This is a genomic window from Methylobacterium sp. Leaf399, from assembly GCF_001424525.1.
GTDB lineage: Bacteria > Pseudomonadota > Alphaproteobacteria > Rhizobiales > Beijerinckiaceae > Methylobacterium.
On sequence record NZ_LMQK01000008.1, the window covers coordinates 66,397 to 80,859 of the forward strand.

General features: G+C 70.2%; 13 protein-coding genes. 8 read left to right on the top strand and 5 right to left on the bottom strand.

The genetic code is table 11. The annotated features are described in order from the left end of the window. Nucleotides 1-11: 11 nt before the first annotated feature. Nucleotides 12-626, bottom strand: a complete 615-nt coding sequence (locus ASG40_RS07565; RefSeq protein WP_055883138.1) for a phosphatase PAP2 family protein — start codon at nucleotides 624-626, stop codon at nucleotides 12-14. A gap of 99 nt (nucleotides 627-725) precedes the next feature. Beyond that, nucleotides 726-2,744 (bottom strand): TonB-dependent receptor, encoded by a 2,019-nt coding sequence (locus tag ASG40_RS07570; protein WP_244480556.1) that lies wholly within the window; start codon nucleotides 2,742-2,744, stop codon nucleotides 726-728. Nucleotides 2,745-3,235: 491 nt separating this feature from the next. Between ASG40_RS07570 and ASG40_RS07575 the strand changes: the two genes are divergently transcribed. Continuing rightward, nucleotides 3,236-4,267, top strand: a complete 1,032-nt coding sequence (locus tag ASG40_RS07575; protein WP_443136595.1) for an endonuclease/exonuclease/phosphatase family protein — start codon at nucleotides 3,236-3,238, stop codon at nucleotides 4,265-4,267. Nucleotides 4,268-4,541: 274 nt separating this feature from the next. Here ASG40_RS07575 and ASG40_RS07580 read toward each other — a convergent pair whose 3' ends face one another. After that, nucleotides 4,542-5,342, bottom strand: a complete 801-nt coding sequence (locus tag ASG40_RS07580) for a pentapeptide repeat-containing protein (protein ID WP_055883140.1) — start codon at nucleotides 5,340-5,342, stop codon at nucleotides 4,542-4,544. A 213-nt stretch (nucleotides 5,343-5,555) separates the two neighbouring features. Here ASG40_RS07580 and ASG40_RS07585 point away from each other — a divergent pair, with 213 nt between their 5' ends. Then, on the top strand, nucleotides 5,556-6,236 hold the full coding sequence (locus ASG40_RS07585; protein ID WP_055883143.1) for a Crp/Fnr family transcriptional regulator: 681 nt from the start codon (nucleotides 5,556-5,558) through the stop codon (nucleotides 6,234-6,236). Between the two features lie 57 nt (nucleotides 6,237-6,293). Here the strand turns inward: ASG40_RS07585 and ASG40_RS07590 are convergent, their stop codons facing one another. Beyond that, nucleotides 6,294-7,187 carry a LysR family transcriptional regulator gene (locus ASG40_RS07590; RefSeq protein WP_055883145.1) on the bottom strand — a complete coding sequence of 298 codons (894 nt, stop codon included), beginning with the start codon at nucleotides 7,185-7,187 and terminating at the stop codon, nucleotides 6,294-6,296. Nucleotides 7,188-7,327: 140 nt separating this feature from the next. Here ASG40_RS07590 and ASG40_RS07595 point away from each other — a divergent pair, with 140 nt between their 5' ends. The 6 genes from ASG40_RS07595 (at nucleotide 7,328) to ASG40_RS07620 (ending at nucleotide 13,214) form a co-directional block, all read left to right on the top strand. Beyond that, on the top strand, nucleotides 7,328-7,723 hold the full coding sequence (locus ASG40_RS07595) for a (R)-mandelonitrile lyase (RefSeq protein ID WP_055883147.1): 396 nt from the start codon (nucleotides 7,328-7,330) through the stop codon (nucleotides 7,721-7,723). A gap of 44 nt (nucleotides 7,724-7,767) precedes the next feature. Then, entirely contained in the window at nucleotides 7,768-9,006 is a 1,239-nt protein-coding gene (locus tag ASG40_RS07600; protein ID WP_055883149.1) for an MFS transporter, read from the top strand. Then, nucleotides 9,003-9,491, top strand: a complete 489-nt coding sequence (locus tag ASG40_RS07605; protein WP_244480557.1) for a cyclophilin-like fold protein — start codon at nucleotides 9,003-9,005, stop codon at nucleotides 9,489-9,491. The genes ASG40_RS07600 and ASG40_RS07605 overlap by 4 nt, the downstream gene beginning before the upstream one ends. 80 nt (nucleotides 9,492-9,571) lie before the next feature. Continuing rightward, nucleotides 9,572-9,943 (top strand): hypothetical protein, encoded by a 372-nt coding sequence (locus ASG40_RS07610; RefSeq protein ID WP_244480558.1) that lies wholly within the window; start codon nucleotides 9,572-9,574, stop codon nucleotides 9,941-9,943. A gap of 35 nt (nucleotides 9,944-9,978) precedes the next feature. Continuing rightward, on the top strand, nucleotides 9,979-12,396 hold the full coding sequence (locus ASG40_RS07615; protein WP_082523957.1) for a membrane-bound PQQ-dependent dehydrogenase, glucose/quinate/shikimate family: 2,418 nt from the start codon (nucleotides 9,979-9,981) through the stop codon (nucleotides 12,394-12,396). 50 nt (nucleotides 12,397-12,446) lie between these two features. Beyond that, the gene (locus ASG40_RS07620; protein WP_055883154.1) at nucleotides 12,447-13,214 is read left to right on the top strand and encodes an SDR family oxidoreductase; all 768 of its coding nucleotides are present in this window, start codon (nucleotides 12,447-12,449) and stop codon (nucleotides 13,212-13,214) included. An 11-nt stretch (nucleotides 13,215-13,225) separates the two neighbouring features. On the opposite strand, the gene ASG40_RS07625 is transcribed toward ASG40_RS07620, so the two are convergent. Beyond that, nucleotides 13,226-14,119: a LysR family transcriptional regulator gene (locus tag ASG40_RS07625; protein WP_055883156.1), complete on the bottom strand. Its 894-nt coding sequence runs from the start codon at nucleotides 14,117-14,119 to the stop codon at nucleotides 13,226-13,228. Nucleotides 14,120-14,463 lie beyond the last annotated feature (344 nt).

A 14,463-nucleotide genomic window follows, 5' to 3' on the forward strand; every position in this document is an offset into this window, starting at 1 on the left:
ACCCGGTCCGGTTACCGCCTGGGATCGGCCGGCCGGGGGCTCCCGCAGATCGCGTCGGCGGTCGCCTCCGCGGCGACTCCGATGAGCGAGCCGACCACCACGTCGGACGGGAAATGAGCGCCCCGGAGCATCTGGACGGCTACGATCCCGGCCGCGGCCGCATAGGCCGGGGTACGGACCTCCGGATAGGCACGGCCCACCGCCCTGGCCACGGCGACGCTCAGCGCGGAATGGCCCGAGGGAAACGACTGCCAGGGCCCGACGTTCGGGCCGAGCCACCCCTTCTGGTAGCGCCCCGTGTCCATCAGCACGTTGGGCCGGGTGCGGTGGACGACCCGCTTCACGCTCGTCTTGACGACGCTGGCCAAGACGCCGCTCACGAGCATCTGGCGGCCGGCCGCGGCCAGGCGCCGATCCCCCGAGGCGAGCCCGAACGCCAGGGTGCCCACGGACAGGGCGAGGAGCGATTGCCAGCTCCCGACCTCGCTGGCGCTCGCCAGCGCCCGCACGCCGGGGTGATCTTTAGCACGGGCCAGGGACACGCCGAGGGCGATGTCGGTGGCCTCGATCCCGGCGATGCCGGAGCGGAGACGGTCGGCGAAACGATGGTCGTCGAGAGGAAGCATGGCCGACAACGCGGTCCTCGCCGGAACGTTCGCGCAACGATACGCTGCCCCGATGCCACCGCCCCGCGAGGGTCCGCCTTCGCCGGACGGAGGGGCTCCTCAGAACCGTGCGGTCAGGAAGAGCCGGACGTTGCGGCCGGGCAGCAGGATCTCGTCTTTCTTGAACGAGGCCGAATTGCGGATATCGCTGTCCAGGAGGTTGCGACCCTGGAGGCCGAGGGTCGCCTCGCGCGCCCCGTAGACCGCCGGGTCCAGGGGCTTGGTGTAGCTCACCTCCGCGCGCAGGTCGTCGTAGCCGGGGGTGACGGTCTCGAACGGTGCGGTCTCCCGGTGATCGAAGGCGTGCAGCAGGTTGATGCGCGCGAACCAGCCGTCCGCCCGGAGGAAGGCGCCGCCGCCGACGCGATGGGGCGGGATGCGCGGCACGTTGGAGCCGTCGTCGAACTGCGCCCGCACGAAGTCGTATTGAGCCTCGAAGCCGGCAAAGCCGTTGCCCACCGGCAGCACATCGAGCTGGGCCGCGATCTCGGCGCCGTAGAAGGCGGCGTTGGCCTGCGAGTAGACGATCTGGCGCAGTTCGTCGCCGCTGCCGCAGGACGCGAAGTCGTCGTCGCAGCGGTTGCCGGTGTCGCGCTTGTAGATGAAGCCGGTGTAGCGGGTGTAGTACCCGGTCGCGTCGAGCCGCAGCGGCCCGTCGGCCTTGCGGATGCTGACCTCCACCGTGCGTGCGCGCTCCAGCTTGAGCCGCGGGTCGCCGATCTCGAAGGTCGCGGTCGCGTCGTGGGGTCCCTGCGAGAACAATTCGTAGCCGGTGGGGCCGCGCTCGACGTAGGAACCGTTGACGGCGCCCACGAAGCCGTAGGGGAGATCCTGCAGCGCGCCGAAGCTGGCGCTCTTGGGCGCGAACCGGCGGGTCAGCGCGAACTGGGCCGGATCCTCGCCCGCCACCGGCAGGTAGTCGCGCGGGAACTGCGTCACCGTGCTGTTGAGGCGGTCGCCCTCGATGCGACCGGCTCCCTGGAAGCGCAGCCCGTTGCCGACCGCGAGTTCCTCGAACAGGTAGAGCGCGTGCGAGCGCGATTCGGTCGGCGGCAGGAAGGCCTCGCCCTGGGTCGAGATCACCCGCCGCCCGCTCTGGAGACCGAGCGCCCCGGTGAGGACGCCGAAGGGGAGGGTGACGGGCACGTGCTGCAGCTCGATCCTGCCCTCGGCCTCGCGGTTCTTGAACGTCGCCTGGATGCCGTCGAGTCCGTTGCCGCCGATGCCGCGCTCGTCGTGGCGGTAAACCGAGTAGCCGGCCCAGTAGCGGATGACCTCCAGCGGTCCGTCGAGCGGGCGATACTCGCCGCGCGACAGCACCTTGTCCTGGCGCGGATCGAGGCGGGTGCGGTTCTCGGCCGCCTCGCCGCCGGGGATCTGGTAGAGGGCGTCGTAGTGGCTGAACGAGATGCCGGCAAAGCCCCGGTCGCCGATGGCCGAGATGCCCACCGACCCGCCCTGCGTCTCGGTGGCGGAGTTGCGCTGGATGCCCCCCGGGATCGCGTAGGAATCGGTGGCCGTCCTGAACCCGTCGGCATGCACCGCGATGCCGTCGTGGCCGGCATCGACGGTGGCGGCACCGAGCCGCCCGTTGTCGACGGTGGAGTACCCGGTCGTGACCTGCCCCGACACACCGCCCGCCGGGATGAAGGTCGGCACGCGGTTGTTCTCGGCCGACACGACGCCGCCGATCGCGCCCGATCCGTAGCGCAGCGTCGCCGGCCCGCGGATCACCTCGATCCGGTCGGACACCAGCGGGTTGATCGGCACCGCATGGTCTTCGCCGAGTTCCGATACGTCGCCGGTGACGATACCGTTCTCCTGGATGCGCACCCGGGCGTTGTCGAGGCCTCGGATGATCGGGCGGCTGGCGGCCCCCGGCGCGTAGGTCGAGCTTGCAATGCCGGGTCGGTCCGACAGGGCGTCGCCGAGGGTGCGCGGCTGGTCGCGGCCGATCTGCTCGCGGGTCACCACCGTGACCGGCGAATAGGTGCCGGCCACCACCGGAAGGACGCCCGTGGGAAAGCTCGACCCGGAGACGAGCCCCCGTCCGGGCTGGATCGGGCTCGGCGACGTCACGCTGAGTTCCTCAAGGGTCACGGGCGCCGCCGTCTGCGCGTGGACACCGACTGACCAGGCCGCGAGCGGAAGGGTGGCCAGAACCACGCGGCGAGGAACCATGCGGGTCAGGACGGTCGTCGACGAAGACATGGTCGCCTCGGTGCAATGTGATAGTGTTGCACTAACGGCCTGTCGTCGTTGGACGCAATCGCGAAGTGCGAACCCCGTGATCGGACGACGCGGGTGTAATGTTATTACAACAGGTCTGGGCGGCCCGTCGTCGCCGTGGTCGGCGGCGGGCCGCAGGTGAAACCGGAACCGCCTTCCGTCCGACGTCATTGCGTCATCCGGGGGTCCGGTCCGCGTCGTATTCCCGGGGAAGGGGGCGACGCCTGGGTGCGATCGCCCGGTATCGACGGCCACCCGTGCGCGGTCGGACCTGCCGTCCGGTCGATCCGCCGGATCGGGCCACCACCGCGGCGATGGAGACGGATGTGACCTTCTTGACCATGGCCCTGAAGGGCATCGCGGCGCTCCTGGTGCTGGCGACCGCGCTCCCACTCATCAGGACGAACGTCGGCCTGGTCCGCAGCCTCGATTTTCCGAGGCTCCAGATCGCCGTCGCCCTCGCAGCCTGCCTCGTCGGTCTGCTCGTCGTCAGCCGCGACGCGACCGCTCTGGTCCTCGCGGTGGCGATGGCCGGCGCCCTCGTCCTCCAGGCCCGCCACATCCTGCCATTCACGCCCTTGGCCACGACCCAGGCGAAGGCCGCGGCGGCTGGGGACCCCGGAGCCCACCTGAGCCTGCTCGTCCTCAACGTGCTGGAGTCCAACCGGGACTACGCCCGCGCCCTCGACCTCCTCGTGAGGGAATCGCCGGACCTCATCCTCCTGCTGGAGACCGATGCCGCCTGGCAATCGGCGATGGCGCCGCTGCGCGAGCGGTATCCGCACCGGGTCGAGCAGCCGCAGGACAACACCTACGGGCTGCTGTTCTTCTCACGTCTGCCCCTGCGCGACCCCACCATCCGCTACCTGCTTCAGGAGGACGTGCCGTCGTTGCGCACGACACTCGTCCTCGGCGACGGCGAGCCGGTGACCTTCTACGGCATCCACCCGCGCCCGCCGCATCCGGGCCATAGCAGCGCGCCGCGCGACGCCGAACTCGTCATGGTCGCGCGGGAGATCGAGAAGGGGGAGGGCCCCACCATCGTTGCGGGCGACCTCAACGACGTGGCGTGGTCGCGCACGACGCAGTTGTTCCAGAACATCAGCGGCCTCCTCGATCCCCGCCAGGGTCGTGGCCTCTTCGCGACCTTCCACGCGCATTATCCCTTCGCGCGCTGGCCCCTCGACCACGTCTTCTTCAGCGAGCATTTTCTGCTGTCCGGGCTGAAGCGGCTCGACGGCGTCGGCTCCGATCATTTCCCGATCTCGGTCACCCTGTGCCGCGCACCGCACGCAGCGGCCGTGCAGGACAAACCCTCCGCCACGGCGGAAGACCACGAAGATGCGCAGGCGGCGATCGAGGCCGTGCGCTGAACTTGCCGGACCATCCCTCGGCTCGCCGGTGGCGACCCAGTCCCAAATGGTCCGGCCCGAGGGCTCGACCTCGCGGGCGAGACCGGTGGGATCGCATCCGGCACGGACCGGATCGACCATCCGCGGCCGCGCATGCGGAACGGGTCTCGGGCATCGGATAAAGACCCCGCGCGAAAGCGTTCTCGATCGCCACCGAACCCGGGGCGATCCCGGATGCGACGAGTGGTCTTGGACGCTGTCTGCGCGGTCGAGGGCCGGGTTAAGGGAACGAGGCTCAATCGGCGGCCTGGGTGATGGCGCGGTCGACGTTCACGCGGGCCGCCCAGTCCTTCGTGCTGTCCTGGCCCTTGAGCGAGATGAGCCGGGCGCCGCTCACGTCGACGTTCTTGAAGTCCGCGCCCGTGACCGTCGCGCCCGTGATGTTGGCGCCCGACAGGTCGGAGCCCATCAGCACCACGTCGGTCAGGTCGGCATCGGTCAGGTTGGCGTATTCCAGGCGCGAGCGACCGAGGTTCGCCCCCTTCAGGTTGGCGCCCTTCAGGTTCACCGAAACGAAGACGGCACGCATCAGGCCCATGGACTGGTTCTTGATGTCGGCGCCCCCCTTGAGGTCGACCAGCGTCGCCCCGGCCATGTTGGCGCCCCTGAAGTCGCCGATGGGCATGGAGCGGCTGAGGTCGGCCCCACTGAGGTTCGCGTCGCGGGCGGTGATGCCGAACATCTTGGCGTCGACGAGCTTGGCGCCGGAGAGGTCGGCCTTGATGATCCAGGCCTGCTCCAAGTTCGCGCCGGTCAGGTCGGCACCACGCAGGTTCGCCGTGTTGAGGCGGGCGGTTCGCAGGTTCGCGCCCTTCAGGTTCAGGCCCGATAGGTCGAGCCCGGCGAGTGCCTTGTCGGAGAGGTCGATGGGCTTGCCGTCGGCCTTGGCGATCATCGCCTCGACGTCGGACCGGGTCATCTCGGCCGTGGTCATCGCCGCCGAGCCCATGTCGGCCCCGAGCAGGAGATCCTGCTCGGCGTGGGCCGGGGTGGCCAGGAGGATGGACGCAAGCAGAAGGGGGGCGAGGCGGCGCATCGGTTTCTCCCGGTCACTTCGCCCGAGCCCAGGGAAAGCCTATGCTTCCCCATGATGTCGCCCGAACGGATTCTTGTTGTCTGCCGACGGTGGTACTGAGGGCGCTCGCAACCGTCTGTGACCCAGGTCACCGAGGTCTGTGGATCCCGAGACTTTCATGCATCGACCGGGGCATGGCGGCGACCGACGACCGCCAGCCCGAGGAGGATCATCATGCAAAGCGCCCATCAGATCGAGCGCTGGATCGAGCGCTTTCCGGTGGTCCGGGATTTCAGCGCGAGCCATCTCCAACTCGCGCGGGGCACCGTCGCCTTCCCCACGCTCGAGGCGGGCGCGATCGCCTACGAGCTCGAAGATCCTTGCGCGAATTACCTCATGTGCATCGATGGCCGGACCAGGGTCTTCCGGATGTCGGAGGGCGGCCGGGAGATGCTGATCTACAAGGTCGGGGCCGGCGGCACCTGCGTCCTGACCACCCAGTGCCTGCTGTCGGGCGGTGGCTTCCCGGCGCAGAGCGTCGCGGAGGCGCGGACCGAGCTGGCGGCTTTGCCGGCCGACACCTTCCGCCAGCTGATGCGGGACAGCACCGCCTTCCGGGACTTCGTCCTCGACGACTACACCAAGCTCCTGTCGGCGGTCTTCGACCTCGTCGAGGAAATCGCCTTCGCACCCCTGGAGCAGCGCCTCGCCCGGCGGCTGCTGGCCGAGGCCGACGCGCACGGCATCGTCTGGAAGACGCACCAGCAACTCGCGTCCGACGTCGGGAGCGTGCGCGAGGTCGTCAGCCGCCTCCTCGGGGAATGGGCGGACGGCGGCCTGGTCGAAATTCGTCGGGGTCAAGTTCAGGTCATCGACCGGGCCGCGTTGACGGCCGGAAGGCCGAACCACCATTGAACCAACCCATCGGGAGTCGCTGTCCGGATGCCGGAGTGCAGTCGGATCGATGCTCCGTCACGACCGGTAGCGCAGTGCCTCGACCAGCAGGGCGAACGCAGGCGAAGGCCGGCTGCGCGACGGGTAGTAAAGGTGATAGCCGGAGAATGGCGGGCACCAGTCATCCAACACCCGAACGAGTCGGCCGTCGTCCAGGCATGCCTGAACCTGGTCCTGTGACAGGTAGGCGATCCCAAAACCGCCGAGCGCCGCCTCCTGGATCAGGGAGACGGTGTTGAAGACGAGTTGCCCCTCCATCCAGACGCGGACATTCCGTCCGCCTTTCTCGAACTCCCAGGCGTAGAGCCCCCCGTGCGTCGGCTGGCGCAGGGTGATGCAGGAATGGTCGGTGAGCTCCTCAGGTCGTCGCGGAATCGGACGATCCGCCAGGTAGGAGGGCGCCGCCACGGCTGCCATGCGCATGTCGGGGCTGATCCGGACCGCGGCCATATCCTTGGCCACCGTCCCGCCCAACCGAACGCCGGCGTCGATGCCCTCTGCGACGATGTCGGTCAGGCCGTGATCGACGATCGTCTCGACCTTGATCTCCGGGTGGTCGGGTAGGACCCGGCGCAGGGCGGGCCAGAGAATCGTTTGCGCCGCGTGCTCGTCCGCGGTGATCCGAATGGTTCCGGCCGGCTTGCCGCGGATCTCGGCCAGATCGACGAGGCCGGCCTCGATCTCGTCGAAGCGCGGCCCCACGGCCTTGAGAAGGCGCTGGCCGGCCTCGGTCGCCGATACGCTTCGCGTCGTGCGCGCGAGCAGCCGTATGCCGAGGCGCGCTTCCAGCGCCCGGACGGTCTGGCTGAGGGCCGGCTGCGACACCCCGATCTGTGCAGCCGCCTTCGTGAAGCTACCCGCCCGCGCCACGGCGACGAAGGCGCTCAGGTCGTTGAGGCTCTCGCGCAACATCCATAAGTCCTGCTCATAACCCCATGTTCATTTGAACATCTAATCGGGTCCGATCTCGAGCGCTAGCTTCCGATCCGGCATCGCAGGCGGCTCCAAGCCGTCCGGACACGCAAGCCGATCGGATACGACGGAGCATAGCCATGGACATCAGACGCGTGGGCTCGCAGCCCTCTCGCAAGGGCCCGGGCGAGTGGTTCACCGGTACGGTCCGCATCGATCCGCTCTTCGACGCGACGGAGCCCGCCCGGACCAGCGCTGCCCTCGTCACCTTCGAGCCGGGCGCCCGCACGGCCTGGCACACCCATCCGCTCGGGCAGACGCTGGTCGTCACGGCCGGTTGCGGTCGGGTCCAGCGCGAGGGCGGTCCCATCGAGGAGATCCGTCCCGGGGACGTGGTCTGGTTTCCGCCCGGCGAAAAGCACTGGCACGGCGCCGGCCCGACCACCGCGATGAGCCACATGGCCATCCAGGAAGCGCTGAACGGCAGTCCCGTCGACTGGATGGAGACAGTCTCCGACCGGCAGTACGGCGCCTGAATCTCGCCCTCGACCTTCGACACCCTGGGAGCGGCGGCTTGCCCATGAACCCGAACGAAGCCTGCGCGGACGAGGCTGCCCTCCGGCACGAGACACCGGCCGCCGGATGGGGGGCGGTCTTCGCACTGACCCTCTGCGTCGGGACGCTGATCGCCTCCGAGTTCATGCCCGTCAGCCTGCTGACGCCGCTGGCCGCCGACCTGCAGATGACCGAAGGGCACGCCGGCCAGGCCATCGCCGTCTCCGGCCTCTTCGCGGTGCTGACGAGCCTCGTCATCTCGTCGTCCACCCGCGGGATCGACCGCCGCACCGTTCTGCTGGCGCTCACCGTCCTGATGATCGCCTCGGGCCTGATGGTGGCCTTCGCGCCGAACACCGTGGTCTTCATGGCCGGGCGCGCCCTGGTCGGCGTCGTCATCGGCGGTTTCTGGTCGATGTCGACCGCCACGGTGATGCGTCTCGTGCCGGCCGCCGAGCTTCCGCGCGCCCTTGGCCTGCTCAACGGCGGCAACGCCCTGGCGACCACGGTGGCCGCACCGCTGGGCAGCTTCCTCGGGGCGCACATCGGCTGGCGCGGGGCCTTCTTCTGCGTCGTCCCGCTGGGGTGCGTGACGCTGGCCTGGCTTTTCATGAGCCTGCCCGCGATGCCCTCCGACCGGACGGCCCGGGGCGGTACGGTGTTCCGGGTGCTGCGCCGGCGCCAGGTCCCCCTCGGGATGCTGTCGGTGGCGCTGTTCTTTCTGGGGCAGTTCGCCCTCTACACCTATCTGCGTCCGTTCCTCGAGACGGTCCCGCGCGTCGACGTGACGACGCTCTCCCTGATCCTGTTCGGCACCGGCGCGGCGGGGCTCATCGGCAGCTACCTCATCGGATTCCTGCTGACGTCACGCCTCTTCAGCCTCCTCATCGTCATTCCCCTCCTGATGGCGGCCATCGCGGTCGCCCTGACGATGGTCGGCGGTTCTCCGGCGGCGTCGGCCATCCTGCTCGCCGGATGGGGTCTCGTCGCGACCGCGGCACCCGTGGCGTGGTGGACCTGGCTGAGCCGGGCGCTTCCCGACGAGGCCGAGGCCGGCGGCGGGCTGCTGGTCGCGGTGGTGCAACTGGCGATCGCGCTCGGCGCCACCCTCGGCGGCCTCGCCTACGACGCGAGCGGGTACCGCGCCACCTTCGCCGTCAGCGCCGTCGCGCTGTGCGCCTCGGCGCTCGCCGCCACCCTCGCCTGGCGCCAGAGGCCGCTCGAAGCCGGTTCCACCCCGCACGGGCAGGAGGCCCTCACATGAAACGCAGCGCACGCGCCGCGACGCTCCTGACCGTGATCCTGGCCTCCAGCCTGGCCGCAGGAGCCATCGTCCACGCAGAGCCCGCCCAGGACCGGCGGCCACCCTCGACTCCCACCAGAAAGGCGCCCGCGATGGGAAGCGTCCTGATCCGGTTCGGCGGCGAAACCGTCACCGCGACCCTGGAGCCCGGCGAGGCCGCCCGTGCCTTCCGGGCGCTGCTGCCACTCACCCTGAAGCTGACCGACTACAACGCCACCGAAAAGATCGCCGATCTGCCGAGGCGGCTCCCGGTCCTGGGCGAGCCGGCCGGCATCGACCCGGAGCCCGGCGACCTCACCTATTACGCCCCCTGGGGCAACCTCGCGATCTTCTACAAGGATTTCGGATCTTCGCGCGGGCTCGTTCGCCTGGGCCGGCTGAGGCGCATCCCCGATGCGTTCCGCCAGCCCGGACCGGTCACGGTGACCATCGAGCCGGCCCCGTGACGGGCAAGCCCCCGAGGTCGCGGGTCCTCGCCCGGACTCTCCTCGTCCTGGCCTGCCTCATGGGGACGGCCGGAGGGACCTTGGCCGACGAGGCGCCCGGCGCGCTGGGGTACGACGCGCGGACGCGCGGACCGGTGCCCATTCCGCCCGGCGAGCGCGATCTGCAAAGCGTCGTCGCACAGCCCTGGTTCAAGGTCTCCGACGTGGGGATCCCCCTGGAGGGACCGTCCTTCGACCGGGCAGGGGACCTGCTGTTCACCGATGCCGGGACCGGAAGGGTGCTGCTGCCGGGCCGGGACGACGGCCACCACCTGAACTCCACCAGCATGGCGCTGCGGCCCGGCACGGACGACCTCCTCATCGTCACGAACGATGGCGCGGGCGGCCAGGGCTCGACGATCTTCCATGCCCGGGCCTTCGCGAAGGCACTGCCGCTCTTCTCTCATCGATGACGCCGGCCCCCGATCCGAAAACGGAAACCACCACCATGAGAACCAACGAAACGGTGTCCCTGCCGGCGCCCGCGGCAGGCCCGGACGGCCGCGTGACGGTCTGGACGAGACGCGCGGTTGCCGCCCTCCTCATGGTCGTCGGGCTCGGCCTCGGTGCCGGGGGTGCGGCGCTGGCCTGGTACGGTGGATCGCCGTACTACCTGCTGACCGGGGTCGCTGTCCTCGTGAGCGGCATCATGGTCTGGCGCCGCGATCCGCGTGGCATTCCGCTCTATGCCGCGATGCTGATCTGGACGACCGCCTGGGCGGTCTGGGAGGTGGGCTTCGAGCCCTGGCAGCTCCTGCCCCGCCTGCTCGCGCCCTTCGTCCTCGGCTTGGCGCTCCTGCTTCCTGCCGTGCGACGCGCCGGGCCACGCCGGCCGGCGGCGGCCCTGGGCTGGCCGGCCTTCGCGGGCGCGCTCCTCCTCGCCCTGGCGGCAGGCGGCCTTCTCCACCCGGACGGACCGGCCGAACCCATCCTGCGCCGGGGCATCGCCGACCGTGCCCCAGGCCCCCTGGCGCAACCGCTCGCGCGGATCGACCGCGAGGATTGGCCGGCCTTCGGCAACGACCAGGGCGGCACCCGTTTCAGTCCGCTCGCCGATTTGACCCCGCAGAACGTCGGCGGGCTCGAGGTCGCGTGGGAGGCCGAGACCGGCCCCGACACGCCCGGACCGGCGACCGCCCTGGAGGCGACGCCGATCATGGTCGGTGACGCCCTCTACCTGTGCGACGGCCACAACCGCGTGCTCGCCCTCGACGCCGAAACGGGCCGCGAGCGCTGGCGCCACGACATGTCGAACGGCACCCCGCCCTCCGGCAAGCCCTGCCGCGGTGTCGCCCATTACGCCGTGCCGGACATGACCGGCCCGTGCGCGCACCGCGTCATCGCCGCGAGCCAGACGCCGGAGCTGATCGCCCTCGACGCGGCCACCGGCCAGCCCTGCACCGATTTCGGCAAGGACGGCCGGGTCGACCTTCGCGAGGGCATCAGCGCCTATCCCAGAGGCCAGTACTACGTGAGTTCGGCCCCGCAGATCATCCGTGGCAAGGCGGTGGTCGGCGGCGGCATCCCGGACGGCCAGTTCTGGGGCGGCCCCTCCGGCGTGATCCGCGCCTTCGACGCCCGCACCGGCGACCTCGCCTGGGCCTTCGATCCCGGCCATCCCGACCGCATCGGCGCGCCGCCCCCGGGCGAGACCTACACGCCGTCCTCGCCCAACAGCTGGGCGCCGATCAGCGCCGACGAGGCGCTGGGGCTGGTCTACCTGCCGATGGGCAACGCCACGCCGGACAACTTCGGCGGCCTGCGCCGGCCGTTCGACGAGGAGGTCTCCAGCGCCGTCATCGCCCTCGACGCCGAGACGGGGCGCCTGCGCTGGAGCTTCCAGGCGACCCACCACGACATCTGGGACTACGACACCCCATCGCAGCCAACCCTCGTCGACCTGCCCACCGCGAACGGGGTTCGCCCGGCCCTGATCCAGCCGACCAAGCGCGGCGAGGTCTTCGTGCTCGACCGCGAGACCGGTCGGCCCATCAAGCCCGTCACCGAAGTGGCGGCGCCGCAGGGCGACATCGGTGCCGGCGAACGCCTGGCGCCGACACAGCCCGCTTCCCTCGACCTTCCGGCCTTCCGGGGCGCGACCCTGCGGGAGTCCGACATGTGGGGCGCGACACCCCTCGACCAGATGCTCTGCCGCATCCTGTTCCGGCAATCGCGCTACGAGGGCCACCTGACGCCGATCACCCTGGGCAAGCCCGTCCTGATCGATCCGGGCTCGGTCGGCGGCGTGAACTGGGGCAGCGCCTCCATCGATGTCGACCGGGGCATCATGATCGCCAACTGGATGCGGTTCCCCGACCGGGTCGAGCTCGTGACCCGCGAGGTGGCGAACCAGCGCCAGCTCACGCTCTCGGACGGCCAAAGCCCCGGCGGCGACGCCGACCGGCCGATGCTGAACACGCCCTACGGTGCCTATGGCGGGTTGTTCATGTCGCCGCTCGGCGTACCCTGCACCGCCCCGCCCTGGGGCCTGACCGCCGCCGTGGACCTGACGAGCGGGCGACTGCTCTGGTCGAAGCCCCTCGGGACGGCGCGCGACACCGGTCCGCTCGACATTCCCTCGATGCTGCCGCTGACGGTGGGAACCCCGGTGTCCGGCGGCGCCGTCACCACGCGCGGCGGCCTCGTCTTCGTCGGCGCCAGCATGGACCGAACCTTCCGTGCCCTCGACGTCGCGACCGGCCGCGAACTCTGGCAGGCCCGGCTCCCCGGGGGCGGCAACGCCACGCCGATGACCTACCGAAGCCCGGTGAGCGGTCGCCAGTTCGTGGTGGTGGCGGCCGGCGGCAAGCCTCCGCTGGCCATCAGCCTCGGCACCAAGCTCGTCGCCTACGCGCTGCCGCGCTGATCCCGACAGCGGCTTTAGAAGTCCCCTTCGAACCCATCCTGGAGAAACCGATGTCCCTGGCCCATGATTTCACCGGCAAGATCGCCTTCGTGACGGGTGCGACCAGCGGCATCGGTCGCGCCACCGCCCTGGCGTTCGCGAAGGCCGGCGCCGCCGTCACGGTCGCCGACGTATCCGAGGAGGGCAATCTCGAGACCGCCCGGCTGATCGAGGAGGCCGGCGGACGCGTGCTCGCGGTCCGGTGCGACGTCAGCGAGGCCGGGGACGTGAAGGCGGCGCTCGACCGGACGATCCGGACCTTCGGGCGGCTCGACGTCGCCTTCAACAACGCCGGCATCGAGCAGCCGATGGCGCCGGTCGCCGAGATCGAGGACAAGGACTTCGACCGCATCGTCGCGATCAACCTGCGCGGCCTGTTCCTCTGCATGAAACATCAGGTCCCGCTGCTGCTGAAGGCCGGGGGTGGTGCCATCGTCAACACTTCGTCGGGTGCCGGCGTGAGGGGCTTCGCGGGCCAGGCCGCCTACGCCGCGACCAAGCATGGCGTGATCGGCATGACCAGGAGCGCCGCCCTCGACTATGCCAAGCACGGGCTTCGCATCAACGCGATCTGCCCGGGCATCGTCGATACCCCGATGATGCAGCGTTTCACCGGGGGCACCCCGGACGGCATCGCACGGGTGATCGCCCAGGAACCCGTCGGACGGATGGGCAGGCCCGAGGAGATCGCGGCCGCCGTGCTGTACCTGTGCTCGGACCTCGCGGCCTTCACGATCGGGCACGCCATGGTGGTGGACGGTGGCCAGACGGTCGGCTGACTCCCGACCGCTCACCCTCGGTATCGGAGCGCCTCCAAGATGACCGTGAAGGCCGGCGCGGGCTGGCGGCGGCTCGGATAGTACAGGTGGTAGCCCGGGAAGGGCTCGCACCAGTCCTTCAGGAGACGGACCAACCTGCCCTCGGCCACGTCCTGCGCGACGTGGTCCTCCGGCAGGTAGGCCAACCCGAGCCCCGAGAGCGCCCCGTCCCGGATCAGGCGTAGGCTGGTGAACACCAGTTGCCCCTCGACGCGCACGGCGAGGGCCTGTCCCCTCCGCTCGAACTCCCAGGGATAGAACCCTCCGCGGGTCGGACGGCGCAGGTTGATGCACCGGTGGGCGGTGAGGTCCTCGGGGTGCTTGGGCCTCGGGCGCTTCCTCAGGTAGGCCGGCGCCCCGACCACCGCCATGCGCATGTCCGGCCCGATCCGCACGGCGACCATGTCCTTCTCGATATGCTCGCCGATGCGCACGCCGGCGTCGAAGCGCTCGGCCACGATGTTGGTCAAGGCCTGCTCGGTGACGACCTCGACCGAGACATCGGGATAATCCGGGAGCAGGCGCGCCAGGACCGGCCATAGGACCGTGACCGCCGCGTCCTCGGGCGCCGTGATGCGGACGGTGCCGGCGGGCTTGTCCCGCAGTTCCGTCAACGCGGACAGCTCGACCTCGATCTGCTCGAACTGCGGGCCCACGATCCGCAGCAGGCGCTCACCCGCCTCGGTCGGGATGGCACCGCGGGTGGACCGGGTCAGCAGGGGTACGCCGAGCCGGGCCTCAAGTCCTTTCAGGGCATGGCTGAGGGCCGATTGCGTGACGCCCAGGCGGGTCGCCGCGCGGGTGAAACTACCTTCCCGCGACACCGTCGCGAAGGACAGCAGGTCGGTCAGGTCCGTGCGCGCCATCGGCGACCTCTTCGATGCAGTCGGTTGGGTGGGCGCCACCGCCCGGGACCGCGCCGTCGCCGATCCATAAGTTTGGCTCATGACCCTATGTGGCGAGACGGCACTAATCAACGAGGGGTGAAGCGCTACCCTAGAGTCGATCAAAGGTGCCCGTTTCGCCCCCGGGCATCCCCTTCGATGGCCCGCCATCGTGCCATCGCCCCCTACAGCAGGCCCGGAGACCACGATGGGAAGATCCGCAGATTACGACGTGAATCGGAGAGACCTGATGGTTGGAGCGTCGGCTGCCGCGACCCTTGGCGCCGTCCCGACGGTTGCGGGGGCCGCACCCGCGTCGGCCGGCG

What these genes read in the sequence shown, in the direction of transcription:
- ASG40_RS07565 (WP_055883138.1), bottom strand. Translation starts at nt 626, where the DNA reads ATGCTTCCTCTCGACGACCATCGTTTCGCCGACCGTCTCCGCTCCGGC.
- ASG40_RS07575 (WP_443136595.1), top strand. Translation starts at nt 3,236, where the DNA reads ATGGCCCTGAAGGGCATCGCGGCGCTCCTGGTGCTGGCGACCGCGCTC.
- ASG40_RS07580 (WP_055883140.1), bottom strand. Translation starts at nt 5,342, where the DNA reads ATGCGCCGCCTCGCCCCCCTTCTGCTTGCGTCCATCCTCCTGGCCACC.
- ASG40_RS07585 (WP_055883143.1), top strand. Translation starts at nt 5,556, where the DNA reads ATGCAAAGCGCCCATCAGATCGAGCGCTGGATCGAGCGCTTTCCGGTG.
- ASG40_RS07590 (WP_055883145.1), bottom strand. Translation starts at nt 7,187, where the DNA reads ATGTTGCGCGAGAGCCTCAACGACCTGAGCGCCTTCGTCGCCGTGGCG.
- ASG40_RS07595 (WP_055883147.1), top strand. Translation starts at nt 7,328, where the DNA reads ATGGACATCAGACGCGTGGGCTCGCAGCCCTCTCGCAAGGGCCCGGGC.
- ASG40_RS07600 (WP_055883149.1), top strand. Translation starts at nt 7,768, where the DNA reads ATGAACCCGAACGAAGCCTGCGCGGACGAGGCTGCCCTCCGGCACGAG.
- ASG40_RS07605 (WP_244480557.1), top strand. Translation starts at nt 9,003, where the DNA reads ATGAAACGCAGCGCACGCGCCGCGACGCTCCTGACCGTGATCCTGGCC.
- ASG40_RS07615 (WP_082523957.1), top strand. Translation starts at nt 9,979, where the DNA reads ATGAGAACCAACGAAACGGTGTCCCTGCCGGCGCCCGCGGCAGGCCCG.
- ASG40_RS07620 (WP_055883154.1), top strand. Translation starts at nt 12,447, where the DNA reads ATGTCCCTGGCCCATGATTTCACCGGCAAGATCGCCTTCGTGACGGGT.
- ASG40_RS07625 (WP_055883156.1), bottom strand. Translation starts at nt 14,119, where the DNA reads ATGGCGCGCACGGACCTGACCGACCTGCTGTCCTTCGCGACGGTGTCG.